The following is a 25,685-nucleotide window of genomic DNA, read 5'->3' on the forward strand; positions in this document are numbered from 1 at the left end:
CGGCACGGAAAGCCCCGTGCCGCGCCCAAGCATGGGCACGATCGCTGCTGAGCATCTGTGCTCACGTGCTCTATGGAGGTGCTCATGCCTGAAGTCGTCCACCATGAACGGGAAGGCCGTTTCGAATGCAGCGTCGAAGGGTATCGCTGCGTGCTGGACTATCGCCTGACGGACGGCGTCATGGCGATCCTGCACACCGGCGTGCCGAGCCCGGTCGGCGGCCGCGGCATCGCCGCCGAGCTCACGCGCGTGGCATTGGAAACCGCGCGGCGCGAAGGCTGGCGCGTTCTGCCTGTGTGCTCGTATGCCGAGGTCTACATGCGCCGCCACACCGAGTACGCCGACCTGCTCGGCTAAGGAGCCAGGGACGGCATTGTCCCTTGCATGCCGCGGCTCCGCCGCTTCATGCCACAATGCGGGCGTGAAGCCATCTCGCCCCGTCCCAGATGCCATTTGCCCTTGCGGCAGCGGCCAGCCGTATCCGGCCTGCTGTGCCCGCTGGCATCGTGGCGCGTCGCGCCTGCAGGCGCCTGACGCCGAGTCGCTGATGCGTTCACGCTACAGCGCCTACGTCCTGGACGAGCTGGACTATCTGCTCGAGACCTGGCATCCCGGCACTCGCCCCAACCAGCTGTCGCCGAACCCGGCCAACCTGAAGTGGCTGGGGTTGCAGGTGCGGCGCCACGAGCGCCAGGACGCCGATCACGCCATTGTCGAGTTCGTCGCGCGCTGCCGGCAGGACGGCCGCGCAACGCGCATGCACGAAACCAGCCGCTTCGTCCGCGAGGACGGACGCTGGCTCTATGTAGACGGCGACCAGCACGCATGAACTGACTCGCCGGCCGCGACCCTCCCTCGGACAATTCATCCATGAGCGCACAACTTTCGGATTTCCCCATTACCCGCAAGTGGCCCGCCCGGCACCCTGATCGCATCCAGCTCTACTCGCTGCCCACGCCCAACGGCGTGAAGGTATCGATCATGCTGGAAGAAACCGGCCTGCCCTATGAGCCGCATCGCGTGGACTTCGGCAACGACGATCAGCTTTCGCCCGAGTTCCTGTCGCTGAACCCGAACAACAAGATCCCGGCCATCATCGACCCCGACGGCCCGGACGGCAAGCCGCTGGCGCTGTTCGAGTCCGGCGCGATCCTGGTGTACCTGGCGGCCAAAAGCGGCCTTTTCATGCCGCAGGACGTCGGGGGCCGGTACGAAACACTGCAATGGGTGATGTTCCAGATGGGAGGCATCGGGCCCATGTTCGGGCAGCTGGGGTTCTTCCACAAGTTTGCCGGCAAGGACTACGAAGACAAGCGTCCTCGCGACCGCTATGTGGCGGAGTCCAAGCGCCTGCTGGGCGTGCTGGACCAGCGCCTGGAGGGTCGGCAGTGGATCATGGGCGACGAGTACACCATCGCCGACATCACCACCTTCCCATGGGTGCGCAATCTGGTTGGTTTCTACGAAGCGGGCGAGCTCGTCGAATTCGACCGGTTCGTCAACGTACGCCGTGTGCTGGACGCTTTCGTGGCCCGCCCTGCGGTGTCCCGTGGTTTGACGATTCCGAGTTGAAGCGGGCGGCGCTACCGCGCAATCAGCCAGGCCATCCGGTATGGTCTTCCCTCAGAGGTGACCATGGCCATTCGAGAGAATGGCCTTTTACTTGGTGCTTGTCAGATCCGCGGTTTATCGGACCGGGGGCTTCCCGCGCGGTTGCGAGTTGCCCACTGATGTCGCGGCAGTGGATGCCGCGTCGTGATGCCGTTTAGTGATGCCGCGTAGCGGTGGGGCTGCCTGTTCTGGCGCCGCAAAGACAAAACCCCGCAGGCGGTGCCTACGGGGTTTTGGGGATAAGAGCCTGACGATGACCTACTTTCACAGATGTACATCCACTATCATCGGCGCTAAGGCGTTTCACGGTCCTGTTCGGGATGGGAAGGGGTGGGACCGCCTTGCTATGGTCGTCAGGCGTAAGGGGTTGAGCCGTTGACGCTGGGGTCAACCGCTCTGAAGAAGAAGCACAGTGTGTGTGTATGGGGTTGTGTTGCACGGCGTTCTCGCCGGCACGTGGTGCGCGCTGCACCGGGGCAGGGATTGTTCCCTGCCCAAGACTGTAGAGTTATAGGATCAAGCCTCACGGGCAATTAGTATCGGTTAGCTCAATGCATTACTGCACTTGCACACCCGACCTATCAACGTCCTGGTCTTGAACGACCCTACAGGGGGGTCAAGCCCCCAGGGATACCTAATCTTCAGACGAGTTTCCCGCTTAGATGCCTTCAGCGGTTATCTCTTCCGTACTTAGCTACCCGGCAATGCCATTGGCATGACAACCGGTACACCAGCGGTACGTCCATTCCGGTCCTCTCGTACTAGGAACAGGCTCCGTCAAGTATCCAACGCCCACGGCAGATAGGGACCAAACTGTCTCACGACGTTTTAAACCCAGCTCACGTACCTCTTTAAATGGCGAACAGCCATACCCTTGGGACCGGCTACAGCCCCAGGATGAGATGAGCCGACATCGAGGTGCCAAACACCGCCGTCGATATGAACTCTTGGGCGGTATCAGCCTGTTATCCCCAGAGTACCTTTTATCCGTTGAGCGATGGCCCTTCCATTCAGAACCACCGGATCACTATGTCCTGCTTTCGCACCTGTTCGACTTGTCAGTCTCACAGTCAAGCACGCTTATGCCATTGCACTATCAGCACGATTTCCGACCGTACCTAGCGTACCTTCGAACTCCTCCGTTACGCTTTGGGAGGAGACCGCCCCAGTCAAACTGCCTACCATGCACTGTCCCCGATCCGGATAACGGACCAAGGTTAGAACCGCAAACAAACCAGGGTGGTATTTCAAGGACGGCTCCACCCAATCTGGCGACTGGGTTTCTGCGCCTCCCACCTATCCTACACAGGCCGGTTCACAATCCAATGCAAAGCTACAGTAAAGGTTCATGGGGTCTTTCCGTCTAGCCGCGGGTAGATTGCATCATCACAAACACTTCAACTTCGCTGAGTCTCGGGAGGAGACAGTGTGGCCATCGTTACGCCATTCGTGCAGGTCGGAACTTACCCGACAAGGAATTTCGCTACCTTAGGACCGTTATAGTTACGGCCGCCGTTTACCGGGGCTTCGATCAAGAGCTTGCACCCCATCACTTAACCTTCCGGCACCGGGCAGGCGTCACACCCTATACGTCGACTTTCGTCTTAGCAGAGTGCTGTGTTTTTAATAAACAGTCGCAGCCACCGATTCTCTGCGACCCCATCATGCTAAGCGCGCAGGCGCTTCACACTACCGGGGCATACCTTCTCCCGAAGTTACGGTATCAATTTGCCGAGTTCCTTCTCCCGAGTTCTCTCAAGCGCCTTGGAATATTCATCCCGTCCACCTGTGTCGGTTTGCGGTACGGTCTCGTACAGCTGAAGCTTAGAGGCTTTTCCTGGAACCACTTCCAATCACTTCGCAAGCTATGCTCGCTCGCGCCACACCCTTGAGTCACGCACCCGGATTTGCCTAAGTGCCCTCTTCAATGCAGCAACAGGGACATCCAACACCCTGATGATCTTCCGCGATCCGTCCCCCCATCGCACTGTACGACGGTGCTGGAATATTAACCAGCTTCCCATCAGCTACGCATCTCTGCCTCGCCTTAGGGGCCGACTCACCCTGCGCCGATGAACGTTGCGCAGGAAACCTTGGACTTACGGCGAGGGGGCTTTTCACCCCCTTTATCGCTACTCATGTCAGCATTCGCACTTCTGATACCTCCAGCAGCCTTCACAAGCCACCTTCGCAGGCTTACAGAACGCTCTCCTACCGCGTGTACATAGTACACACCCGCAGCTTCGGTTTATCGCTTAGCCCCGTTACATCTTCCGCGCAGGACGACTCGATCAGTGAGCTATTACGCTTTCTTTAAAGGATGGCTGCTTCTAAGCCAACCTCCTGACTGTCTATGCCTTCCCACTTCGTTTCCCACTTAGCGATAATTCGGGACCTTAGCTGGCGGTCTGGGTTGTTTCCCTCTTGAGTCCGGACGTTAGCACCCGGTGCTCTGTCTCCCAAGCTGTACTTGCGGGTATTCGGAGTTTGCCATGGTTTGGTAAGTCGCCATGACCCCCTAGCCATAACAGTGCTCTACCCCCCGCAGTAATACTTGAGGCACTACCTAAATAGTTTTCGGAGAGAACCAGCTATTTCCAGATTTGTTTAGCCTTTCACCCCTATCCACAGCTCATCCCCTAGTTTTTCAACACTAGTGGGTTCGGTCCTCCAGCACGTGTTACCGTGCCTTCAACCTGGCCATGGGTAGATCATCTGGTTTCGGGTCTACACCCAGCGACTGGACGCCCTATTCGGACTCGCTTTCGCTACGCCTTCCCTATCCGGTTAAGCTCGCCACTGAATGTAAGTCGCTGACCCATTATACAAAAGGTACGCCGTCACCCCATAAAGAGGCTCCGACTGTTTGTATGCATACGGTTTCAGGATCTATTTCACTCCCCTTCCGGGGTTCTTTTCGCCTTTCCCTCACGGTACTGGTTCACTATCGGTCGATCACGAGTATTTAGCCTTGGAGGATGGTCCCCCCATCTTCAGACAGGATTTCACGTGTCCCGCCCTACTTCTCTTACGCCTAGTTCCACACTCTACCTTTCGCCTACAGGGCTATCACCTGCTACGGCCAGACTTTCCAGACTGTTCGGCTAGATAAAATGCTAAATCGTAAAGGCTCTTCCGATTTCGCTCGCCACTACTTTCGGAATCTCGGTTGATTTCTGTTCCTCGAGCTACTGAGATGTTTCAGTTCACCCGGTTCGCCTCCACTGGCCTATGTATTCAGCCAGGGATACTGCTTGCGCAGTGGGTTTCCCCATTCGGACATCTGCGGATCAATGCTTGTTTGCCAGCTCCCCGCAGCTTTTCGCAGGCTACCACGTCCTTCATCGCCTGTGATCGCCAAGGCATCCACCATATGCACTTAGTCGCTTGATCCTATAACACTAAAGTCTTATAGGTGCTGAGTTCGCGCTTGTGCCGTTCATTCAAAGCTCATCGACCTTCGCCACCCCCGGAAGCTTCCCCCCGGTACTGCCTGCTACTGGCCGACTTTGAGACTTTTGAGAACTAAAATCATGCAATCACAACCCGTATCCCCTTTCATCATCACCCCTGGTGGGCTCTGATTACTCGGAAACACTTTACGTTGTGCTTCTTCCTCATTGTTAAAGAACGAAATGACTGTTGGTGTAAAACCCAACGATCAATACTGATTCACAGCATTCATCGTTGCGCTTTATGCCTGGCTTCACGCGCCTGAAGGTCTTGGTGGAGGATGACGGGATCGAACCGACGACATCCTGCTTGCAAAGCAGGCGCTCTCCCAGCTGAGCTAATCCCCCTTTGATCGACTGGTGGGTCTGGTTGGATTCGAACCAACGACCCCCGCCTTATCAAGACGGTGCTCTAACCGACTGAGCTACAGACCCCCTAAAGCAATCCGGGCAGTCATTTCTCGAACAACCGATAAGCGTGGACGCTTAACACGCGCACTTAAGCTCTTAAAGGAGGTGATCCAGCCGCACCTTCCGATACGGCTACCTTGTTACGACTTCACCCCAGTCATGAATCCTACCGTGGTAATCGCCCTCCTTGCGGTTAGGCTAACTACTTCTGGTAAAACCCACTCCCATGGTGTGACGGGCGGTGTGTACAAGACCCGGGAACGTATTCACCGCGACATGCTGATCCGCGATTACTAGCGATTCCGACTTCACGCAGTCGAGTTGCAGACTGCGATCCGGACTACGATCGGGTTTCTGGGATTGGCTCCCCCTCGCGGGTTGGCAGCCCTCTGTCCCGACCATTGTATGACGTGTGAAGCCCTACCCATAAGGGCCATGAGGACTTGACGTCATCCCCACCTTCCTCCGGTTTGTCACCGGCAGTCTCATTAGAGTGCCCTTTCGTAGCAACTAATGACAAGGGTTGCGCTCGTTGCGGGACTTAACCCAACATCTCACGACACGAGCTGACGACAGCCATGCAGCACCTGTGTTCCGGTTCTCTTGCGAGCACTCCCAAATCTCTTCGGGATTCCAGACATGTCAAGGGTAGGTAAGGTTTTTCGCGTTGCATCGAATTAATCCACATCATCCACCGCTTGTGCGGGTCCCCGTCAATTCCTTTGAGTTTTAATCTTGCGACCGTACTCCCCAGGCGGTCAACTTCACGCGTTAGCTGCGCTACCAAGGGCCGAAGCCCCCAACAGCTAGTTGACATCGTTTAGGGCGTGGACTACCAGGGTATCTAATCCTGTTTGCTCCCCACGCTTTCGTGCATGAGCGTCAGTGTTATCCCAGGAGGCTGCCTTCGCCATCGGTGTTCCTCCGCATCTCTACGCATTTCACTGCTACACGCGGAATTCCACCTCCCTCTGACACACTCTAGCCCGGTAGTTAAAAATGCAGTTCCAAAGTTAAGCTCTGGGATTTCACATCTTTCTTTCCGAACCGCCTGCGCACGCTTTACGCCCAGTAATTCCGATTAACGCTTGCACCCTACGTATTACCGCGGCTGCTGGCACGTAGTTAGCCGGTGCTTATTCTGCAGGTACCGTCAGTTGACCCAGGTATTAACCGGGCCCGTTTCTTTCCTGCCAAAAGTGCTTTACAACCCGAAGGCCTTCATCGCACACGCGGGATGGCTGGATCAGGGTTGCCCCCATTGTCCAAAATTCCCCACTGCTGCCTCCCGTAGGAGTCTGGGCCGTGTCTCAGTCCCAGTGTGGCTGGTCGTCCTCTCAAACCAGCTACGGATCGTCGCCTTGGTAGGCCTTTACCCCACCAACTAGCTAATCCGATATCGGCCGCTCCAATAGTGCGAGGCCTTTCGGTCCCCCGCTTTCCCCCTCAGGGCGTATGCGGTATTAGCTACGCTTTCGCGTAGTTATCCCCCGCTACTGGGTACGTTCCGATACTTTACTCACCCGTTCGCCACTCGCCACCAGACCGAAGTCCGTGCTGCCGTTCGACTTGCATGTGTAAGGCATCCCGCCAGCGTTCAATCTGAGCCAGGATCAAACTCTTCAGTTCAATCTCTGTTTCGCGCCTTGCATCCCATCCGTAGACAAAACACAAGACGACTTCGCTAGCTTCTCAAAGGAAGTGAGGTTTATTAAAAACCTTACTTCTATATGAGCGCTTGATGATACTTTTGCTTCGGTACAGTTGCCCGTACCGCGCACACGCATCAAGCGCCCACACTTATCGGTTGTTCAATTGTTAAAGAGCGGGTACTGCCTGCGCCTGCCCGGCTACACATCGCATCGCTGCGTCGCGCCACCGGCGGGTTTGTTGCTTGGTCTTGCCTACTTCACTTTCTACTTTCGCCTCCGCTGCTGTGTCAGCAGCAGAGAAACGAGATTATGAAGAAGTTTTTTCAGCGTGTCAAATCAGCTTGTTTCGCTTCGCGAAGCGGGCGGATCTTTCATCCACCGGATCCGGCCGCGCCTCGCGCCACCCGACCCTGCTTCGCCAAGCCGCCCTGCCCCTACTGCGCAGAACCGCTGACCTGACCTACTTCACAACCCTCGGCTTGCCAACCTGACCGCCGCGCCTGCATCTGAATTTCTTCAGACCTGCGCATGCATGTCGCAATCAACTGCCGAGCCAGAAACTATAGCACAACTGCTTTGGCGGATGCAAATGGGGTCGTACCTACTCCAACACGGCCCCCGTGCTCGCATCCGTTCATGCGTCGCCGCACGTTCCTTACGGTACCCTACTCCGTAAAGTATCCACCTATAGAACGAGAACATGAGCGAAGACATTCTGATCAACGTCACCCCATTCGAAACTCGCGTGGCACTGGTGGAGCAAGGCGCCGTCCAGGAGCTCCACATGGAGCGCAGCATCCAGCGCGGCCAGGTGGGCAACATATATCTGGGCCGCGTGGTGCGGGTGCTGCCCGGCATGCAGAGCGCATTCATCGACGTGGGCCTGGAACGGGCGGCCTTCATCCATATCGCAGACCTGCGCGAGAATCGCGCCGAGCGCAGCCATGGCCAGACGCCCACGCCCATCGAGAAGCTGCTGTTCGAGGGCCAGACGCTGATGGTGCAGGTGATCAAGGATCCGCTGGGCACCAAGGGCGCGCGCCTGTCCACACAGATCAGCATCGCAGGCCGCATGCTGGTGCACCTGCCGCATGACCCGCATATCGGCATCTCGCAGAAAATCGACTCCGAGGCCGAGCGCGTGCAACTGCGAGAGCGCCTGCAGGCCCTGATCCCGCCGGAAGAAAAAGGCGGCTTCATCGTGCGCACGCAGGCCGAGGGCGCAACCGATGACGAACTGGCTGCCGATCTAGAGTATCTGCGCAAGCTGTGGGCAAGCGTCCAGGCGGCCGCGCGCAGCCAGCCGGCTCCCACCCTGCTGCATCATGACCTGACGCTTGCGCAACGGGTGCTGCGCGACATGGTCGGACCGCATACGGGCAACATTCTGGTGGACTCGCGCAGCACCACGGCCTCGCTGCAGGACTGGGCACGTGTGTACACGCCCTCGGTCGCCGACCGCATCCGCCATTACAGCGGGGACAGGCCGCTGTTCGATACCGCCAACGTCGACGAAGAAATCGCGCGCGCGCTGTCGCGCCGCGTGGACCTGAAATCAGGCGGATACCTCATCGTCGACCAGACCGAGGCGCTTACCACCGTGGACGTCAATACCGGCGGATTCGTGGGCGGGCGCAATTTCGACGACACCATCTTCAAGACCAATCTCGAGGCCGCGCAGGCCATCGCGCGGCAACTGCGTCTGCGCAACCTCGGCGGCATCGTGATCCTGGACTTCATCGACATGGAAGACCCGCAGCATCGCGAGACCGTGCTGGCGGAGTTGAAGAAGGCGCTGGCGCGCGACCGCACGCGCATGACGGTGAACGGGTTCACGCAACTGGGGTTGGTCGAGATGACGCGCAAGCGCACGCGCGATTCGCTGGCGCACCAGCTGTGCGAGCCGTGCCCGATGTGCCAGGCACGCGGCACGGTGCGCACGCCGCGCACAGTGTGCTATGAGATCCTGCGCGAAATCCTGCGCGAAAGCCGCCAGTTCAACCCGCGCGAGTTTCGCGTGCTGGCATCGCAGCAGGTGGTGGATCTGTTCCTGGAAGAGGAAAGCCAGCACCTGGCCATGCTGGGCGATTTCGTCGGCAAGCCGGTGTCGCTGGAAGTGGAAGCCACATATTCTCAAGAGCAATACGACATCATCCTGATCTGACCGTCGTTATGCCTGACAACAGACGCAGGTCGGGCGCGGCGCCTATACGTCGGCACCGTGGCGCGCTCCCTCTCCGCTCATCCGACGGACGGCCGGACACAGGACGAGCCGGCGCGCAATCCCGCTCGCGTGGCGCTACTTGATGATGGTGACCGGGACGCTGGCCAGGTGCAAAGTCTTGGTGGCCACCGATCCCAGCCAGTGGCCGGCGGTGGAGCTTGAACCGCGGGATCCCATGACGATCTCGTCGCAGCCGAGTTCCTTCGCGGATGCGACGATGGTTTCCGCAATACGCCCGACCTTGATGTGCGTCTCGTATGGCACGTCCGCGGATGACAGCAGCTCGCGCGCGCGGGCCAGCATGGCCTCGCCTTCCTCCTGGTGATATTGGCGGATGGTCGCTTGGTCGATGAACAAGCGGACGGTGCCGGTGGCAATAGGAAACTGCACATTGAGCAGATGCAGCGTCAGGGGCTGAAACCTTTGCGCGTTCCGGATCACGTGATTCAGGGCGCGGAGGGCGCATTCCGAGCCATCGATGGGAACCATTACCTTGCTCATGGCTGTACTTCCTTCAGGACTATCGAGGAGAGCGCCGCCAGGCGCCGTGCCACCAATATCCCGCGAAGTCCGGCCGGCGACTTTGATCTCCGTCAATAGCTCGCGGTCGGAGGGACCAAGTCTCGCGCGACCGGCCAGGCCACGCGATGACATGAAGCAAAAGAAAAGGCCACTCTCCGGCGAGAGTGGCCCATGAGTCGCCGCGCCGGAGACCCCGGGGCGGGACAGCCCGCGACGCGGCGCCGGGACGGCCGATCAGAAGCGGTGACGCAGGCCCATGCCCACGGTCAGCATCTTGTCGCCGTCCACGAAGGCCGCGGCATCGTTGTACGAACCGAACGCGTACAGGTTGGTGCGCTTGGACAGGTCGTACGTGTAGCCCAGGCTGTACACGTTCATGGTTTCGAGGCCCTCGTTTGGATCGGCGCGCTGCCAGGAGCCGAACACGCTGCTGGCGCCGCCGATGGGCGCGCTCAGGCCGACCATGTACGAATTAATCTTCAGGTCATCCCAGGTGAAACGGCCATTCGAGCCGCCCTGCCCGCGGGCCGGCGTGTTGGGATTGGGCAGGCCGCCCATCAGGTCGTAGCCTTGCCCGATCATGACGCCGTCGGTGCTGCGTCCATAGGCCAGGGCGAGCTTCACCACCTCGAAGTCATACGCCGCGCCGATGATGAACTGCTCGGGCGACGGCTGACTGGGCTGAAGCATCTGCTTATCGTAGGTGGCCACCACCTGCAGCGGGCCGCCGCTGTAGCGGACACCGGCCGTGATGGCACGGCTGTTGTCCTGCGTGGCGAACTGCGGGGGGTTCTCGACGTCGTCGAACGAGAACGAATAGCCGCCGCCGAACTGGAAGCCGCCGAACGACGGGCTCTGGTACATGACCATGTTGTCATAGCGGACCGTGTTGGCCGCGCTGAACGCCGTACCCATCGAGGCCGTCCAGAAGTCGGTGCCGAACGGGTCGATGTTGCCGAACCAGTCCGAGGCGATATTGGTGTTGCGACCCAGATCGAGACTGCCCCACGCGGCGTGCGCCAGGCCCACCGTGGCGCGACGGCCGAACAGGCGGCCGCCCTGATCGCGATTGCCGTTGTTCGCGGTGAAGCCGTTCTCGAGGACGAAATTGGCCTGCAGGCCGTCGCCCAGGTCTTCAACGCCGCGCAGGCCGAAGCGCGACCCGCTCTGGTTGCCACTGTTCATGCCGAACCGCGAATGATAGTCGCCGCCGTACTCGGGGCGATTGGCATCGCTGGTGCCGACCTTGCCGCGTTGATACACGATCCCCAGGTCGATCAGGCCGTAGAGTGTCACGGACGTTTCAGCCCCGGCCGTGCCGGCGATCGCTGCAAGAAAGACACCGGCCAACAGATTTTTTTTGAGTTTCATAGCACTGTTCCACGTGAGGTTCGAGAAAAACGCCGCAGGTCGTGTGTCCGCGGATTTTCAAAGCCTAGGGAAAGCGACTGAACTCGATATAAACGGGATGAATCCAGATGAGACAAAATATTCGCTGCCCTGCCCCAGCGCGGTGCGCCGTCCTAGTATGAGGGCGCCGCGCTGTATCGCATCGGTTACTTTTGTCCCTGTCCCCGGCGGCGGGAATTTGCGCGTATACAACACCGAGATGGCTGCATCCCTCAGTCTTCACGGAACTGCATGTTGTAAAGCGACGCGTACAGGCCGCCGGCGGCAAGCAGTTCGGCGTGCGTGCCCTGCTCGGCGATCCGGCCGGCGTCCAGCACGATGATGCGATCGGCGTTCTGCACGGTGGACAGCCGGTGGGCGATGACCAGCGTGCTGCGTCCCTGCATCAGGCGCTCGAGCGAAGCCTGCACCTGGCGCTCGGATTCGTTGTCCAGGGCGGAGGTGGCTTCGTCAAGAATCAGGACCGGGGCGTTCTTGATGAGCGCGCGCGCGATGGCCAGGCGCTGGCGCTGACCGCCTGACAGGCGCGCCGCCCGCTCGCCCACCGGCGAATGTATGCCTTGCGGCAGCGAATCGGCGAACTCCAGCAGGTTGGCGGCCGACAGCGCCTCGCGAATGCGCTGGTCGTCGGCATCGTCGAGCGCGCCGTAGCCGACGTTGGCCGCGATGGTGTCGTCGAACATCATCACGTCCTGGCTGACCAGCGACAGATGCGTGCGCAGGCTGTGCAGCGACAGGTCGCCGATGGGGACGCCGTCCAGCAGGATCTCGCCGGAAGTCGGCAGCACGAAGCGCGGCAGCATGTTGGCCAGCGTGGTCTTGCCGCTGCCCGATCGGCCCACCAGAGCGACCGTCTGGCCCGGCTCGATGCGGAAGGAGACGCCGCGGACCGTGTCGCGTTCGGCGTCGGGGAACCGGTGCGTGACGTCGCGGAACTCGATGGCGCCTCGCACGGGTTCGGGCAATGAACGGGTACCGGTCTCCGCCTCGGGTTCCTGGTCGACCAGCGCGAACACGCTTTCGGCGGCGACTAGCATCTTCTGCATCTTGCCGGCCACGTTGGTCAGCCGCTTGATGGGATCGAAAATCTGGGCCAGCGCCGCCATGAACGACGCGAAGCTGCCTACGGTAAGCGTGCCGCTGTTGGCCTGGGTCAGCGCCGTGGCGATGACCGCGCCCACCGCGATCGAGATGAACAATTGCGTGATGGGCGTGAGGGCCGCGTCGGCAGTGGCGGTGCGCATGGCGAAGCGGCGCAGCCGCGAGCTGACGAATTCGAAGCGCTTGCTCTCGGTGGCATAGCCGTCGAACAGCTTGATGACGCGCTGGCCGTCGATGCCTTCGCTGACCACGCGGGTCAGTTCGGCGTTCATGTTGACCGTGTCGCGGCTGATGCGGCGCAGGCGCCGGATGAAGGCGCGCATGATGAGGATGCAGACCGGCATCATGACCAGCACGATGAGGGTGAGCGCCCAGGACATGTACAACAGCACGAAGATCAGGGCCACGACGACCAGGGTTTCGCGCACCAGCACCGTGATCACGTCGGTGGCATAGCTGGTGACGTTGCCTGCGTCGACGGTGAAGCGGTTGAGCAGCCTGCCGGTGTCGCCGCGCTTGAAGTCGGCGTCGGGCAGGTGCAGCAGGCGGTCGAACATGTCGCCGCGCATCTTCAACAGCACCTTGTTGGCGACCCAGGCCAGCAGGTAATCGCTGAAGAAATTGCAAATCCCGCGCATCAGGATCAGGCCGACCACCGCCAGGGGGATCGCCCAGATGTAGTACGGTTTGGCGCCGGAGAAGCCATCGTCCAGCAGCGGCTTCATGATGACCGCCAGGGTTGGCTGGGTACCCGCCGCGATGGCCATCAGCACCCCGGCCATCAGCAGGCGCTTCCAGTGGGAGCCGACCCGGGCGTAGATGCGCTTCCAGAGATAGCCGCGTACCGGCTCGCTGCCGGCAGGCGTGTAGCGCGAAGCAGAAGTCAAAGGAAACTCTCGCTTTAATACAATTGTGCCGGCGATTGTACCGGCCCGGCGCTACAGGTCGGAACGTACGCCCATTACCCCTTACCGCGCCCTGCGCTTGTCCATGACCGAGATTTCCTGTCTGTACCTGAGATTGCCCAACTGGGTGGGCGACGTCTGCATGAGCCTGCCCACTGTGCGCCTGCTGCAGGCCACCGGCATTCCCCTGGTACTGTGCGCCCGGCCGTGGGCGCAGGATCTGCTGGCCGGCGTGGAAAAACAGGGCTTCGTGCCTATGCGCGGCAAATGGCGCGCAGACCGGGCGGCCGTGGCGGCGCACCGGCGCGGGCTGGGCGCGCGGGCGAAGGACACACGCGGAATACTGCTGCCCGACTCGCTGTCCAGCGCGGCGGTGTTCAGGCTTGCTGGCGTGCCCAGCGCCGGCTACCGCGACGACGGCCGCAGCCTGCTGCTGCGCTGGCCGCTGGCCAAGCCGCCGGCGGGGCTGCACGCTGTGCAATCCTGGCATCATCTCGCGCGCAGTGCTCTGCGACTTTGGAATCTGCCGCAAGGTCCGGCCGAACCCGACCGGCTGCTCGACCTGCCGCTGACCGAGGCGCATCGCCAGGCGGCCGAGGCGGCGCTGCGTGACAGCGGCCTGGCAGACAAGCCCCTGGTGCTGATCGCACCCACGGCCACCGGCCTGCATCGGGGCAAGGTCAAGGTATGGCCAGAGTTCGACGGCCTGACCCGCGCGCTGCAGGCGGACGGCCATGCCGTCGCCATGTGTCCGCCGCCCGCCGAGGCCGAGCAGGCGCGCCGCAACGCTCCCACCGCGCAAGTATTGCCCCCGCTGTCGCTGGGTGCATTCGCCGCGCTGGCGGCCCGCGCGGCGCTGGTGGTGTGCAACGACTCGGGCGTGTCCCACGTGGCCGCCGCCGTCGGCGCGCGGCAACTGACGCTGTTCGGCGTCACGCAGCCGCAGCGCACGGGCCCCTGGTCGCCTGACGCAATCTGCCTGGGCTCCGATGGGAACTGGCCAAGCTTGGCCGAGGTCCGAACCCAGGTCCGTACGCTGCTGAGCAGATAAGATTGCGCCCATGGCTATATCGTCTTTTCTCACCAACCTGATCATTCCCCTGAATCTCTGCCTGACGCTGGTTGCCCTGGGACTGGTGCTGGGACTCTTCCGACTGCGGCGCACGGGCGCGACCCTGGCCGCAGCCGGCGTCATCTGGGCCGCCGCGTGGTCTCTGCCCGCCACCTCGCTGTGGCTGGGCGGCGCGCTGGAACAGCGGTACGCCCACGTGCCGCCCGCGCAGATGCCGACCGCCGACGCCATCGTGGTGCTGGGCGGCAACACCGCCAACGGCCGCGCCAACTGGTTCCTGCCCTACGACCGCGAGACCGCGGTGGTCCGCGTGGACACCGCGACAGAGCTGTACAAGGCCGGCCGCGCGCCGACGGTGCTGCTGTCGGGCGGCGCGCTGGAGGGCGACGTCAGCGAGGCCCGCGGCATGGCCTACCAGATGCGGCAGAACGGCGTGCCCGACACCGCCCTGATCCTGGAGAACTCGAGCCGCACGACCTACGAAAATGCGGCGCTGACCGAGACCACACTCAAGCAGCACGAGATCCGGACGGTATTGCTGGTCACGTCTGCGCTGCACATGCCGCGCGCGATGGCGGCGTTCGCCAAGCAGGGCGTGCAGACCATCGCCGCCCCCGCCCCTCCGCAGATCGTCCTGCCGCCCGACGGCTCGGTGCATCCGTGGGTGCCCAACGAGCGCGCGCTGGACGCCAGCCGGTCCATCATCAAGGAGTACGCCGGCCTGTTCGTGTATTGGCTGCGCGGTTGGGTGTGATGGACATGGCAACGAGCGCGCTGGCCTGCCGACCCGGCTGCGGCGCCTGCTGCATCGCGCCGTCCATCACCCGGCCGATTCCGGGCATGCCGCAGGGCAAGCCGGCGGGTGTTCCTTGCGTGCAATTGTTGGCCGACATGCGGTGCGCGTTGTTCGGGCGGCCTGAGCGGCCGGACTTCTGTGGAGGCTTGCAGCCGCAGGCCGAGATGTGCGGGCCTGATCGCGAGCATGCCGTGGCGTGGCTGGCGCAGTTGGAGCGGGATACGGCGCCGCGGTGATGGTGTTGTGCGTGGGAGGCGCTTGAGTTCTTGAGCGCCTGGTCCATGACTGCGGATTCTCGTCCTCGCGCTGACGCGCTGCGGGCGCGAACCCTCCGCCATGGCCCAGGCTCAAGGCATCTCGGTGCCTGCCATACAGCATCCAGGTTGCTGCGGACGTCGACTCATGCGCGACTGTCGTCCGACCACAGGGAGTTTGCGACGCAGGGCATTGCGTTGTCGTGAGCGGCGGGCGTCCCGGAGAAGTCGCGCCCGCAGCGCTTCAGCGCGAGGACGGGACTTCGCAGGGACGCCCGCCGCGCCGCAAGAACTCAATCAATCTGCCCACAGACACGCCATCAAACCGCAGCCGCCCCACCCCGCTGCGCTGCACGGTTCCGTAGCTGCCGGCGCCAGGCCTTGAATGCAAGGTAGGCGGGGCCGATCAGGGTATTGCGGTTCACCCAGATGCGCTGGTGGAAATAACCGGGCCCGCTGTCGCGTACCGCGAAACGATAGATGTGTCCGGGATCGCTGCCGGGCTTGTTCTGGCCGAAGGCGTCCGTCGTGTACAGGTGCCGCAGGCCGGCGGCGCGGGCCTCGGCCACGTAGTCGGCATCGAAATAGCCTTGCGGCCAACACAGGTGATCAGCGGTGGGACCCAGATTGCGTTCGAGCAGCGCCTTCGCTTCGGCCAGTTCCTGGGCGACGTGGCGACGCTTCGCCACGACGTCGGAGCCGCAGACTTGGTCCCAGCGGGTATGGGTGTGGGTGTGCGAATGGATCTCGAAGGTGCCGGCCTCTTGCATGGCGCGAAGTTCGCTCCAGCGCAGGGCTACCTCGTCGTGACGGCCTGCCTCGACGAGACGAGTGCATTCGGCATGGTCGGGCGATGGCGGCAGGGGTTCCCCCTGGCCGGCATGCGGCCGCACGGGGCCGTCGCCTATCCATCGGGTGATGACGAACAGCACCGCATGCATGCCATAGCGCTGCAGCACGGGATGCGCGTAGATCCAATTGTCGAGATAGCCGTCGTCGAAGGTGATCAGCACGGACTTGGCCGGGACGGAACCGCCTTGCAGGTAGTCGGCGAACTGCCGCGTGGTCAAGGAGGTGTAGCCGCGCCGCGCGAGACTGGCGATCTGACGCTCGAAGTTCGAGGTCTGCACGGAGAGCCTCGTGTGCTGGGGCATGACGTGGTGATACATCAGCACCGGCACGCTGGGTGCGTTATTCATTTTCGGTATGCTCCTGTGCCCGGCCCGGGCGCCCTGCCGCAGCCGGGGCCCATGCAGCTCCTGGACTGCTAGTACGTGATCTCGACCCCGTCCGGCCTGGCCCACGCAGCCAGGTTATCCAGCAGTGTATCGGCCATACGCACGCGCCACTCATCGCCGAGGCGCATCGTGCATTGGAAGTCGTCCTTTTGGTAGACGATGTCGACCGGTACGCCGGGCACGCCGTTCTCGGGTTCGGCGCGGAAGGGATTGAGCATCTGGTGCAGGCGGTTCGCATCGGCCTGGCCATTGAGCCGGACCCGCAGCGAGCGCGCCCGCGCTTCGCGCGCCAGCTGCAGGTCGTACAGCTGGTCGGCGACGATGCGCATGCCGCCAGAGTAATCATCGTTGCTGACCTTGCCCTGAACAATGAGCAGCTGGTCTTCGCGCAGGCGATTGCGGTGCTTTTCGTACAACTCGTTGAAGATGGAGATCTCGAGCTGGGCGGTGCCGTCGTCCAGCACGGCGAACACCATCTTGCCGCGGCGAGTCATCATGACGCGCACGCCGGCCAGCACCCCGCACATCCATTGGAGGTCGCGCTGCGGCTCGACGCGCGCCAGCTGCATGGGCACGATGCGGCGCACTTCGTCGCGCCAATGATCGAACAGATGGCCGCTGAAGTAGTAGCCCAGCGCGCTCTTTTCCTCGGTGAGCTTGGCGTGCAGGTTCCAGGGCGGCACCTTGGCGAGTTCGCTGGCGACCACGTCGCTGCTGTCGTCGCCGAACAGCGAGACCTGGTTGGCGCTGCGCGCCGCCTGCTCGGCCGCCTCCATGGCGGTGCCCACCGAGCCCAGCAGGGCTGCTCGATTGGGCTCGATGCTGTCGAAGGCGCCGGCCCGGATCAGCGCCTCGATGGTGCGGCGATTGACCGCGTGCTTGTCGACGCGGCGGCAGAAATCGAACAGGTTCTGGAAGGGCCCGTCGGCCGCACGGGCGCGCAGGATCTCTTCGACGGCCCCCTGGCCCGTGCCCTTCACCGCTCCCAGCCCATAGCGCATGGTGCGAGGCGGCTTGCCCTTGGCGGTGTGCTCGTCGGCCACCGGTTCGAAGCGATAGCCGGAGGCGTTGACGTCGGGCGGAAGCACCGCCACGCCGTTGGCCTGGGCGTCGCGCACGAAGGTCTGCACCTTGTCCGTGTCGTCCATGTCGGACGACAGGGTGGCGGCCAGGAACTCGGTGGGATGATAGGCCTTGAGCCACGCGGTCTGGTAAGCGATGAGCGCGTACGCGGCCGAGTGCGACTTGTTGAAGCCGTACCCGGCGAACTTCTCCATCAGGTCGAACAGCTTGACCGCCAGGTCGGGATCATGGCCCTTCTCGCGCGCGCCCTTCTCGAACAGTTCGCGGTGCTTGGCCATTTCCTCGGGCTTTTTCTTGCCCATGGCGCGCCGCAGCAGGTCGGCGCCGCCCAGCGAGTAGCCGCCGATGATCTGCGAGATCAGCATCACCTGTTCCTGGTAGACGATGACCCCGTAGGTGCTCTTCAGGGTGCCTTCCAGGTCGGGGTGGAAGTAATCCACCTGCGCGCGGCCGTGCTTGCGGTTGACGAAGTCTTCCACCATGCCCGATTCGAGCGGCCCCGGGCGATACAGGGCCAGCATGGCGATGATGTCTTCGAAGTTGCTGGGCTTGAGCTTCTTCAGCAGCTCTTTCATGCCGCGCGATTCCAGCTGGAACACCGCGGTGGTGTTGGCCTCGCACAGCACGCGGTAGGCGGCCTGGTCGTCCAGCGCCAGCGCCATGATGTCGAAGTCGCGCTTCGATTCGTTGAACTGGCGCACGTAGCGCACGGCCCAATCGAGAATGGTGAGGTTGCGCAGGCCCAGGAAGTCGAACTTGACCAGGCCGGCGGCCTCGACGTCGTCCTTGTCGTACTGCGAGACCGCGCTGTTCTCCTGGCCCGGCTGGCAGTACAGCGGGCAGAAGTCGGTGAGCTTGCCCGGGGCGATGAGCACGCCGCCCGCGTGCATGCCGATGTTGCGGGTCAGGCCTTCGAGCGGCCGCGCCAGGTCGACCAGCCCGCGCACTTCCTCTTCCTGCTCGTAGCGTTCCTTGAACGCCGGTTCGTCTTTCAGCGTGCGGTCCAGCGTCCAGGGATCGGCGGGATTGAACGGGATGAGCTTGGAAAGCTGGTCGCAGAACATGTAGGGCATGTCCAGCACCCGGCCGGCATCCCGCACCACGGCCTTGGCGCCCAGCGTGCCGAAGGTGGCGATCTGGCTGACGGCGTCGCGGCCGTATTTCTCCTTCACGTAGTCGATGACGCGTTCGCGGTTGTCCTGGCAGAAGTCGATGTCGAAGTCGGGCATCGACACGCGCTCGGGATTCAGGAAGCGTTCGAAGAGCAGGTCGTAGCGGATGGGGTCGAGGTCGGTGATGCCCAGCGCATAGGCCACCAGCGAGCCGGCGCCCGAGCCCCGCCCCGGGCCCACCGGCACGCCGTTGTTCTTGCCCCAGTTGATGAAGTCCTGAACGATGAGGAAGTAGCCCGGGAAGCCCATCTGGATGATGGTCTTGCACTCCCAGCGCAGGCGTTCGTAGTACTGCTCGCGCTTGGCATTACGCTCGGCCTCGTCCGGGAACAGGAAGGCCAGGCGCTTCTCCAGGCCCTGCTCGGACAGCTGCACGAGATAGTCGTCCAGCGACACGCCTTCCGGCGTGGGAAAGTTGGGCAGCCTGGGCTTGCCCAGCACCAGCGTCAGGTTGCAGCGGCGCGCGATCTCGACGCTGTTGGCCAGCGCCGACGGCACGTCGGCAAAGCGCTGCGCCATTTCTTCGGAGCTGAGCAGGTATTGGTCGGGCGAGAAGCGCCGCACCCGGCGCGGATTGGCCAGCACCTGTCCTTCGGCGATACAGACCCGCGCCTCGTGCGCCTGGAAGTCGTCGCGGTCGAGGAACTGCACCGGATGCGTGGCCACGACGGGCAGGCCGGCCTCGGCGGCCAGGCGCATGGCTGCCTGGGTATAGGTCTCGTCGCCATCCAGGCCCGCGCGCTGCAGCTCGATGTAGTACGCGCCCGGGAACATGTGGGCCCATTGGCGCGCCAGCGACAGGGCCGACACGGCGTTGCCGGCCTCGAGCGCCTGGCCGACGTCGCCCGCGCGACCGCCGGACAGCACGATCAGTCCCTGGCGTCCTTGCAGCCATTCGCGGCGCAGCTCGGCGCGGCCCGTGGACTGGTTGGTGAGGAAAGCCTGCGTGAGCAGCTCGCACAGGCTGAGGTAGCCGCTGTGATTGCGCACCAGCAGCAGGACGCGGAAGGGCTTGTCGGGATCGTCGTCGTTGGCCAGCCAGGCGTCGCATCCCGCGATGGGCTTGACGCCGGCGCCGCGCGCGCCCTTGTAGAACTTGATCAGCCCGAAGAGGTTGGCCAGGTCGGTGAGCGCCACGGCCGGCTGGCCGAGCTTGGCCACGCGCTTGATCAGGTCGGGAATGCGCACCAGGCCGTCCACCACCGAGAACTCGGAATGGACGCGCAGGTGGACGAAGGCGGGGGGCGAAACGGCGACATCGGACATGTGCGGGATTGTACCCAGTCGTGGCCGCCGCCCGGCCCCTTTCAGGGCATCGCAAGCAGGACCGGCAGAACCAGCAGCCCGGCCAGCCGCGCCGCCGCAATCCGGTCGTCGCCCACGCGTTCCCAGGGCATCAGAAAGTTGAGCGTGCCCAGGCACGCGCCGCGCGCCACGAGGGGCACGTTGATGACCGAACGCAGGCCCAGCGCCTCGATCGCGGCGTGGTCGTCGAAGGCCTGCCGGATGGCCTGCACGCCCTCGCCGACGAACAACCGCCGCTCCAGCAGCACGTGGCGCCCCCACGGCGTGCCGCGCTTGTCCTTGCCGCCGCCGGGCGGGTAGGCCAGCGGGTTCGAACTGTACAGGCGTGTCAGCGCCATGCGTTCGGGGTCGTACCGGTTGACCGTGCACAAAGTATGGCCGAGCACCGGACGAACCTGCGCGTCGACGGCGGCGCACAGGGCCGCGCGATCGGCATCGTCGTGGGCCCGGGCCAGCGCGTCGAGACCCGGCAGCAGATCGGCAAGGGCGACGGCCATCCTCACTCCATCGTGATGCCCAGCTCGCGCACCAGCTTGCCGTACTTGTCGGCGTCCCTCTGCAGGGTGGCGGCGAAGGACTGCGGCGTGGACTGGCGCACCTCGACGCCCATGTCACCCATTTTCTTGATCACTTCGGGCTTGGCGAGGATCGCGTTGATCTCGCGGCTCAGGCGCTTCACGACCTCGGCGGGCATGCCGGCCGGCCCGAAGGCGCCGTACCACACGGCCAGTTCATAGCCGGGCACGGTTTCGGCCACGGTGGGCACGTCGGGCAGCAGCTTGGAGCGCTGCGATTCGGTCACGGCCAGCAGCTTGAGCTTGCCCGATTGCACGTGGGGCAGCGTCTGCGTGCCTGCGCTGAACAGCAGCTGGGTGCGATCGGCCGCGGTGTCGAGCACGGCGGGCGCGCCGCCGCGATATGGCACGTGCGTCATCGAGATGCCCGTGGACTTCTCGAACAGGGCCGCGCTGAGGTGATTGGTGGATCCCGCTCCCGCCGACGCGTAGGCGATCTGGCCGGGACGCGCCTTGGCGTAGGCAATGAACTCCGCGACGGTCGTCGCCGGCACCGATGCGCTGACGACCATCGTGTTGGTGACCAGTGCCAGTTCCGCGATGGGCGTGAAGTCCTTCACACCGTCGAACGGCATGGTCTTGAACATCGCCTGGTTCATGGTGTGCGTGCTCATCGAGCCGACCAGCAGCGTGTAGCCGTCGGGCTTGGCGCGCGCCACGGCGTTCGAACCGATGTTGCCCGAGGCGCCCGAGCGGTTCTCGACGGGCACCGGCTGGCCGAGCGAGACGCTCAAGTGCTCGGAAAGCAGGCGGGCCAGGATGTCGGTGGAGCCGCCCGCGGCCCAGGGCACGATCAGTGTGATCGGGCGGTCGGGCCAGTCCGCGTGCGCCGCGGCAGGCAGCCCCGCGGCGGCGGCCAGCGTCAATGCGGACAAGACCTTGCGTATAAAGGAAAAAGCCATCTGCATACCCCTTGTGTGGTTTTTTAGGTTGAACTCAGCAGCAACGCGGCTGGCGGCACGCCGCCGGCCTCGGAAAAAGGTGTCAACGGCCCACGGCATAGCTCTGCATGCCGCGCGGATTGGCGGCGGCGCGCAGCAGCAGCCCGCCGCCGGCGACGGACTCACGCGTGCACACGCTGATGCGCCCTTCGGACCACGGCTGGCCGACGCGCAGGTCGTGGCCGGCCTGCCGCAGAGCCTGCAGGGTGGCCTCGGGAAACCGCCCTTCCACGGTCAGGCGATTCAGCGTCGTGGCGCGCGGCCAGAAGGATCCCGGGAAATGGTCGACGTGCCAGGACGGCGCGTCGATGGCCTCTTGCAGGTTCATGCCCAGCGCGGCATGACGCAGGAAGAACCCCACTGTCCACTGGTCCTGCTGGTCGCCGCCGGGCGTGCCGAACGCCATATAGGGCTCGCCGTCGCGCAGCGCCAGGCCGGGAGACAAGGTCGTGCACGGCCGCTTGCCGGGTTGCAGCGTGCCGGGCAGGCCCTCGTCCAGCCAGGTCATCTGCAGGCGCGTAGAAATGGAGAAGCCCAGTCCCGGCACCGCGGGGCTGGACGACAGCCAGCCGCCCGAAGGCGTGGCGGCGACCATGTTGCCGTGTCGGTCAATCACGTCGATGTGGCAGGTGTCCCCGACGAAGATCTCCCGCTGCGCCCACTCGTGCACGGGCGGCAGCGGCGCGAATGTGGGCTCGCCGACACCGAAGCGGGTATCGGCCTGCGCCAATGCGCGCTCGCTGGCGGACAGGTCTGGCAGGATGGGCGCCCGACCGCCCGGCTGCCCGGGCCGCAGTTCGCGCGACGCCTCGCGGCCCACCAGCGCGGCCCGTTCGCGTGCATAGGCATCGTCCAGCAAGGCCTGCAGCGGCACGTCGGCGTGATCCGGGTCGCCGTACCAGGCCAGCCGGTCCGCGAATGCCAGCTTGGCCGATTCGGCGATGCGATGCACGAACTCGGGACCTGCGGCATCCAGGCCCTCGATGCCGAGATGGCGCAGCATGGCCAGTTGCTGGAGGAAAACCGGCCCTTGCGACCACACGCCGCACTTGGCCACCGTGTGGCGCCCATACTGTGCGGTCACCGGCTCGTCGTAGCGGGCCTGCCAGGCGGCCATGTCCTCGTAGCGCAGCAGACCGCGATGACGCTCGCCGGTGCAATCCCGGACCTCGGCATTGCGGTAATAGTCGTCGATGGCGCGCGCCACGAACCCGCGATACCAAAGCGCGATGGCGGCATCCAGGCGCTGGGCGCGGCTGCCCGCGCCTCGTCCCGCTTCGTCGACCAGCCGGGCATAGGTGGAGGCCACCGCGGGCGTGCGGAACAGGCGCTCGGGATGCGGCGCGCGGCCATCGGGAAGCCAGACCTCGGCCGAACTGGTCCATTCGGTGCGAAACAGTTCCTGCACGGAAATGACGGCCTGCACGATGCGCGGCACCAGCGGAAAGCCGTTGCGCGCGTAATCGATGGCCGGTTGCAATACGTCCTGCAATTCCCAGGTGCCGTAATCGCGAAGCAGCGTCAGCCAGGCCCCGAACGCGCCCGGCACTACGGCGGGCAGCAGGCCGATGCCGGGCACCAGATGATGACCCTGGTTGCGGAACCACGCCGCGGACGCAAGCGCCGGCGCGGGTCCCTGCCCGCACAGCGCCCGCATGCGGCGCTCGGATTCGCTCCAGAACAGGATCGGCACCTCGCCGCCGGGCCCGTTCAGATGCGGCTCGACGATCTGCAGCACAAAGCCCCCGGCCACCGCGGCGTCGAACGCATTGCCGCCGCGTTCCAGCACGCTCATGGCCGTCTGCGAGGCGAGCCAATGAGTGGAAGAGACGACGCCGAAGGTGCCCCGGATCTCGGGACGGGTGGTGAAGGAAGTAGACATCGAGGGTCCGCAGGTTGCGTGTATCTCGGACAAGTATAGGAATCACCAATAACCAGGATCAGGTATTTTTTGATATATCTATAACCAGTCAGTTATTCGTATCCATCATGTCCGGGATACCGCCCAGCCGCCTGGCCGCCCGCCTCAAAGTCCGCCATCTCAGCCTGCTGCTCGCCGTGGCGCGCCATGGCTCGCTGACGCGCGTGGCCGTCGACATGGGCGTGAGCCAACCCGCTGCAACCAAGGCGCTGGCGGAGGTCGAAGACATCTTCGGAGCACCGCTGTTCACGCGTTCCCGCCATGGCCTGCAGCCTACGCCGCTGGGCGAACTGGCGCTGGTGCGCGCCCGCCACCTGCTGCAAGACCTGGACCAGTGGACCCGCGAGGTCGACGCGCTGCGCTCGGGCCATAGCGCCCATCTGAACATCGGCGCCATTCCGTTCGTTTCGGGGCCGCTGCTGACGCGCGCCGTATCGATGCTGCACCACCGCCACGGCGTCACGGTCACGCTGCATCGCGCCACCACGGACCAGTTGGTTGAACTGCTGCTGCGCCGCGACCTGGACTGTGTGATCGGACGCGCGGCGGGCGGCGGCCCGGACGCGCGCGCGATCTGGCATGAGCTGCTGTACCGGCAATGGCCAGCGCTGATCGGCCACCCCCGCCTGGTACGCCGGCTGCTGCGCGGCCCGCCCGACTGGGCCGAGCTTGCGTCGATGCGCTGGATCCTGCCCTCTCCCGCCACGCCCATCGGCGCGATGATCGCGGGGCTGTTCGTACGCGCGCAGGTGCAGCCGCCCACGCCGATGATCGAAACCTATTCTTTGGACGTGATCGAAGGGCTGATCGCCGACGACGATCGGCTGGTGTCCATCGTGCCCGAGGACATCGCGCGCGAAATGTCGCGGCAAGGGCGGGTGGCCACCGCGCCCTGGCGCTTCGACTGGGAACTGCCGCCCATAAGCCTTATCCGCCGGGTGCGCGAGGTGCCGCTTCAGGCCGAGACGCACTTCGCGCAGATTCTGCGAGAACTCTGCGCCAGCGAGGCGATCGCCCCCTTGCCTGTGCAACAATAGCTGCTACCCCGACGCGCGCCGCGCGCCTCTCGATCATCCCAAGAACATGAAATGGCTTATCCCGGGGCTATGGCTGGCCTCCATTCTCTTTGCGCATTACCGCGGCCGGGTCCGGCTGCGCCTATCCCGGCAGTTCCTCGACCACTCCGCCATCCTGGCTCCCGTCAATGCCTTCATGGTGCTCAGTTCGCGCGTGCCGACCACGCCGTACGTCACCACGCGCGAGATCCCCGAGCTGAAGGTGCTGGACGACAACTGGGAGATCATCCGCGACGAAGCGCTGCACATGCAGCAGCTGCGCCACATCAAGGCGGCCGAGAAGCACGACGACATCGGCTTCAATTCGTTCTTCAAGAACGGCTGGAAACGCTTCTACCTGAAGTGGTATGACGCCCGGCATCCGTCCGCCGAGGCCCTGTGCCCCAAGACCGTGGAAATCCTGCGCTCGCTGCCCAAGGTGAAGGCGGCCATGTTCGCCGAACTGCCGCCCGGCGGCACGCTGAACCCGCACCGCGATCCCTTCTCGGGCTCGCTGCGCTACCACCTGGGCCTGGCCACGCCCAACGACGACCGCTGCTACATCGACGTGGACGGCGAGCGCTACAGCTGGCGCGACGGCGAGAGCGTGGTGTTCGACGAGACCTATATCCACGAAGCGCACAACAAGTCCGAGGCCAACCGCATCATCCTGTTCTGCGACGTCGAGCGGCCCTTGAAATGGCGCTGGGCCGAAGCCTTCAACCGCTGGTTCGGCAAGGTGGTGATGTCGGCCGCCAGTTCGCCCAACGACAGCGGCGACCAGACCGGCGCCATCAACCGGCTGACGCACCTGCACTGGAAGCTCGACCAGAAGCGCAAGGCGTTCAAGGCCTGGAACCGGACGGTCTACAAGGCGACCAAGTGGGGCCTCATCATCCTGGTGGTCGCGGCCTTCCTGGCGATCTAGCGGGCGGCGCCATCGACGAAACAAGGCGGAAGATCACTTCCGCCTTTTTTTGCGGGC

General features: G+C 63.7%; 17 protein-coding genes, 2 tRNA genes and 3 rRNA genes. 9 read left to right on the forward strand and 13 right to left on the reverse strand.

What is annotated here, in order from left to right:
- Positions 1-84: 84 nt before the first annotated feature.
- From CAL15_RS11080 to CAL15_RS11090, 3 genes are all read left to right on the forward strand, one after another.
- Entirely contained in the window at positions 85-357 is a 273-nt protein-coding gene (locus CAL15_RS11080) for a GNAT family N-acetyltransferase (protein ID WP_086081043.1), read from the forward strand.
- Between the two features lie 64 nt (positions 358-421).
- Entirely contained in the window at positions 422-829 is a 408-nt protein-coding gene (locus tag CAL15_RS11085) for a YchJ family protein (RefSeq protein ID WP_086081044.1), read from the forward strand.
- 41 nt (positions 830-870) lie between these two features.
- The gene (locus CAL15_RS11090; protein ID WP_086078643.1) at positions 871-1,572 is read left to right on the forward strand and encodes a glutathione S-transferase N-terminal domain-containing protein; all 702 of its coding nucleotides are present in this window, start codon (positions 871-873) and stop codon (positions 1,570-1,572) included.
- 284 nt (positions 1,573-1,856) lie between these two features.
- Here CAL15_RS11090 and rrf read toward each other — a convergent pair.
- The 5 genes from rrf to CAL15_RS11115 form a co-directional block, all read right to left on the reverse strand.
- Positions 1,857-1,969 (reverse strand): 5S ribosomal RNA (gene rrf / locus CAL15_RS11095).
- 154 nt (positions 1,970-2,123) lie between these two features.
- A 23S ribosomal RNA gene (locus tag CAL15_RS11100) occupies positions 2,124-5,004 on the reverse strand.
- A 331-nt stretch (positions 5,005-5,335) separates the two neighbouring features.
- A tRNA-Ala gene (locus CAL15_RS11105) sits at positions 5,336-5,411 on the reverse strand.
- Positions 5,412-5,421: 10 nt separating this feature from the next.
- Positions 5,422-5,498: transfer RNA gene (locus CAL15_RS11110), tRNA-Ile, on the reverse strand.
- A gap of 74 nt (positions 5,499-5,572) precedes the next feature.
- A 16S ribosomal RNA gene (locus tag CAL15_RS11115) occupies positions 5,573-7,103 on the reverse strand.
- The 16S, 23S and 5S rRNA genes sit together here with 2 tRNA genes alongside, the layout of an rRNA operon.
- Before the next feature lie 723 nt (positions 7,104-7,826).
- On the opposite strand from CAL15_RS11115, the gene rng reads away from it, so the two are divergent.
- A complete protein-coding gene (gene rng / locus CAL15_RS11120) occupies positions 7,827-9,290 on the forward strand; it encodes a ribonuclease G (RefSeq protein WP_086078644.1) in 1,464 nt (487 codons plus the stop codon).
- Positions 9,291-9,425: 135 nt separating this feature from the next.
- Here rng and CAL15_RS11125 read toward each other — a convergent pair whose 3' ends face one another.
- The 3 genes from CAL15_RS11125 to msbA all read right to left on the reverse strand — a co-directional run bounded on the left by CAL15_RS11125 (position 9,426) and on the right by msbA (position 13,270).
- Positions 9,426-9,851 (reverse strand): universal stress protein, encoded by a 426-nt coding sequence (locus CAL15_RS11125; RefSeq protein ID WP_086078645.1) that lies wholly within the window; start codon positions 9,849-9,851, stop codon positions 9,426-9,428.
- Between the two features lie 255 nt (positions 9,852-10,106).
- On the reverse strand, positions 10,107-11,243 hold the full coding sequence (locus CAL15_RS11130; protein WP_086078646.1) for a porin: 1,137 nt from the start codon (positions 11,241-11,243) through the stop codon (positions 10,107-10,109).
- A gap of 251 nt (positions 11,244-11,494) precedes the next feature.
- Positions 11,495-13,270: a lipid A export permease/ATP-binding protein MsbA gene (msbA, locus tag CAL15_RS11135; protein ID WP_086078647.1), complete on the reverse strand. Its 1,776-nt coding sequence runs from the start codon at positions 13,268-13,270 to the stop codon at positions 11,495-11,497.
- Between the two features lie 103 nt (positions 13,271-13,373).
- Between msbA and CAL15_RS11140 the strand changes: the two genes are divergently transcribed.
- Genes CAL15_RS11140 through CAL15_RS24650 form a run of 3 tightly spaced genes read left to right on the forward strand, consistent with a single transcriptional unit; the run spans position 13,374 to position 15,392 of the window.
- Complete coding sequence (locus tag CAL15_RS11140) at positions 13,374-14,339, forward strand: glycosyltransferase family 9 protein (protein WP_086081045.1); 966 nt, start codon at positions 13,374-13,376, stop codon at positions 14,337-14,339.
- 10 nt (positions 14,340-14,349) lie between these two features.
- Positions 14,350-15,114, forward strand: coding sequence for a YdcF family protein (locus tag CAL15_RS11145; protein WP_086078648.1), 765 nt, complete (start codon positions 14,350-14,352; stop codon positions 15,112-15,114).
- Entirely contained in the window at positions 15,114-15,392 is a 279-nt protein-coding gene (locus CAL15_RS24650; RefSeq protein ID WP_086081046.1) for a YkgJ family cysteine cluster protein, read from the forward strand. The genes CAL15_RS11145 and CAL15_RS24650 overlap by 1 nt, the downstream gene beginning before the upstream one ends.
- A gap of 338 nt (positions 15,393-15,730) precedes the next feature.
- On the opposite strand, the gene CAL15_RS11155 is transcribed toward CAL15_RS24650, so the two are convergent.
- From CAL15_RS11155 to CAL15_RS11175, 5 genes are all read right to left on the reverse strand, one after another.
- A complete protein-coding gene (locus CAL15_RS11155) occupies positions 15,731-16,609 on the reverse strand; it encodes a polysaccharide deacetylase family protein (protein ID WP_086078649.1) in 879 nt (292 codons plus the stop codon).
- 68 nt (positions 16,610-16,677) lie between these two features.
- Positions 16,678-20,169, reverse strand: a complete 3,492-nt coding sequence (dnaE, locus tag CAL15_RS11160) for a DNA polymerase III subunit alpha (RefSeq protein ID WP_086078650.1) — start codon at positions 20,167-20,169, stop codon at positions 16,678-16,680.
- A 41-nt stretch (positions 20,170-20,210) separates the two neighbouring features.
- Positions 20,211-20,705, reverse strand: a complete 495-nt coding sequence (locus CAL15_RS11165) for a GAF domain-containing protein (RefSeq protein ID WP_086078651.1) — start codon at positions 20,703-20,705, stop codon at positions 20,211-20,213.
- Positions 20,706-20,707: 2 nt separating this feature from the next.
- Complete coding sequence (locus CAL15_RS11170) at positions 20,708-21,685, reverse strand: Bug family tripartite tricarboxylate transporter substrate binding protein (RefSeq protein WP_420042544.1); 978 nt, start codon at positions 21,683-21,685, stop codon at positions 20,708-20,710.
- An 82-nt stretch (positions 21,686-21,767) separates the two neighbouring features.
- The gene (locus CAL15_RS11175) at positions 21,768-23,606 is read right to left on the reverse strand and encodes a gamma-glutamyltransferase family protein (protein WP_086078653.1); all 1,839 of its coding nucleotides are present in this window, start codon (positions 23,604-23,606) and stop codon (positions 21,768-21,770) included.
- Between the two features lie 107 nt (positions 23,607-23,713).
- Between CAL15_RS11175 and CAL15_RS11180 the strand changes: the two genes are divergently transcribed.
- Positions 23,714-24,682, forward strand: a complete 969-nt coding sequence (locus CAL15_RS11180) for a LysR family transcriptional regulator (RefSeq protein ID WP_086078654.1) — start codon at positions 23,714-23,716, stop codon at positions 24,680-24,682.
- A gap of 46 nt (positions 24,683-24,728) precedes the next feature.
- Positions 24,729-25,628 carry a lipid A hydroxylase LpxO gene (lpxO, locus tag CAL15_RS11185; protein ID WP_086078655.1) on the forward strand — a complete coding sequence of 300 codons (900 nt, stop codon included), beginning with the start codon at positions 24,729-24,731 and terminating at the stop codon, positions 25,626-25,628.
- Positions 25,629-25,685: the final 57 nt, after the last annotated feature.

The organism is Bordetella genomosp. 13 (assembly GCF_002119665.1).
Lineage (GTDB): Bacteria > Pseudomonadota > Gammaproteobacteria > Burkholderiales > Burkholderiaceae_B > Bordetella.

Bases quoted from the DNA above. Each gene is read 5' to 3' on its own strand.
- CAL15_RS11080 (WP_086081043.1), top strand. From the start codon at position 85: ATGCCTGAAGTCGTCCACCATGAACGGGAAGGCCGTTTCGAATGCAGC.
- CAL15_RS11090 (WP_086078643.1), top strand. From the start codon at position 871: ATGAGCGCACAACTTTCGGATTTCCCCATTACCCGCAAGTGGCCCGCC.
- rng (WP_086078644.1), top strand. From the start codon at position 7,827: ATGAGCGAAGACATTCTGATCAACGTCACCCCATTCGAAACTCGCGTG.
- CAL15_RS11125 (WP_086078645.1), bottom strand. From the start codon at position 9,851: ATGAGCAAGGTAATGGTTCCCATCGATGGCTCGGAATGCGCCCTCCGC.
- CAL15_RS11130 (WP_086078646.1), bottom strand. From the start codon at position 11,243: ATGAAACTCAAAAAAAATCTGTTGGCCGGTGTCTTTCTTGCAGCGATC.
- CAL15_RS11140 (WP_086081045.1), top strand. From the start codon at position 13,374: ATGACCGAGATTTCCTGTCTGTACCTGAGATTGCCCAACTGGGTGGGC.
- CAL15_RS11145 (WP_086078648.1), top strand. From the start codon at position 14,350: ATGGCTATATCGTCTTTTCTCACCAACCTGATCATTCCCCTGAATCTC.
- CAL15_RS24650 (WP_086081046.1), top strand. From the start codon at position 15,114: ATGGACATGGCAACGAGCGCGCTGGCCTGCCGACCCGGCTGCGGCGCC.
- CAL15_RS11155 (WP_086078649.1), bottom strand. From the start codon at position 16,609: ATGAATAACGCACCCAGCGTGCCGGTGCTGATGTATCACCACGTCATG.
- dnaE (WP_086078650.1), bottom strand. From the start codon at position 20,169: ATGTCCGATGTCGCCGTTTCGCCCCCCGCCTTCGTCCACCTGCGCGTC.
- CAL15_RS11165 (WP_086078651.1), bottom strand. From the start codon at position 20,705: ATGGCCGTCGCCCTTGCCGATCTGCTGCCGGGTCTCGACGCGCTGGCC.
- CAL15_RS11170 (WP_420042544.1), bottom strand. From the start codon at position 21,685: ATGGCTTTTTCCTTTATACGCAAGGTCTTGTCCGCATTGACGCTGGCC.
- CAL15_RS11175 (WP_086078653.1), bottom strand. From the start codon at position 23,606: ATGTCTACTTCCTTCACCACCCGTCCCGAGATCCGGGGCACCTTCGGC.
- CAL15_RS11180 (WP_086078654.1), top strand. From the start codon at position 23,714: ATGTCCGGGATACCGCCCAGCCGCCTGGCCGCCCGCCTCAAAGTCCGC.
- lpxO (WP_086078655.1), top strand. From the start codon at position 24,729: ATGAAATGGCTTATCCCGGGGCTATGGCTGGCCTCCATTCTCTTTGCG.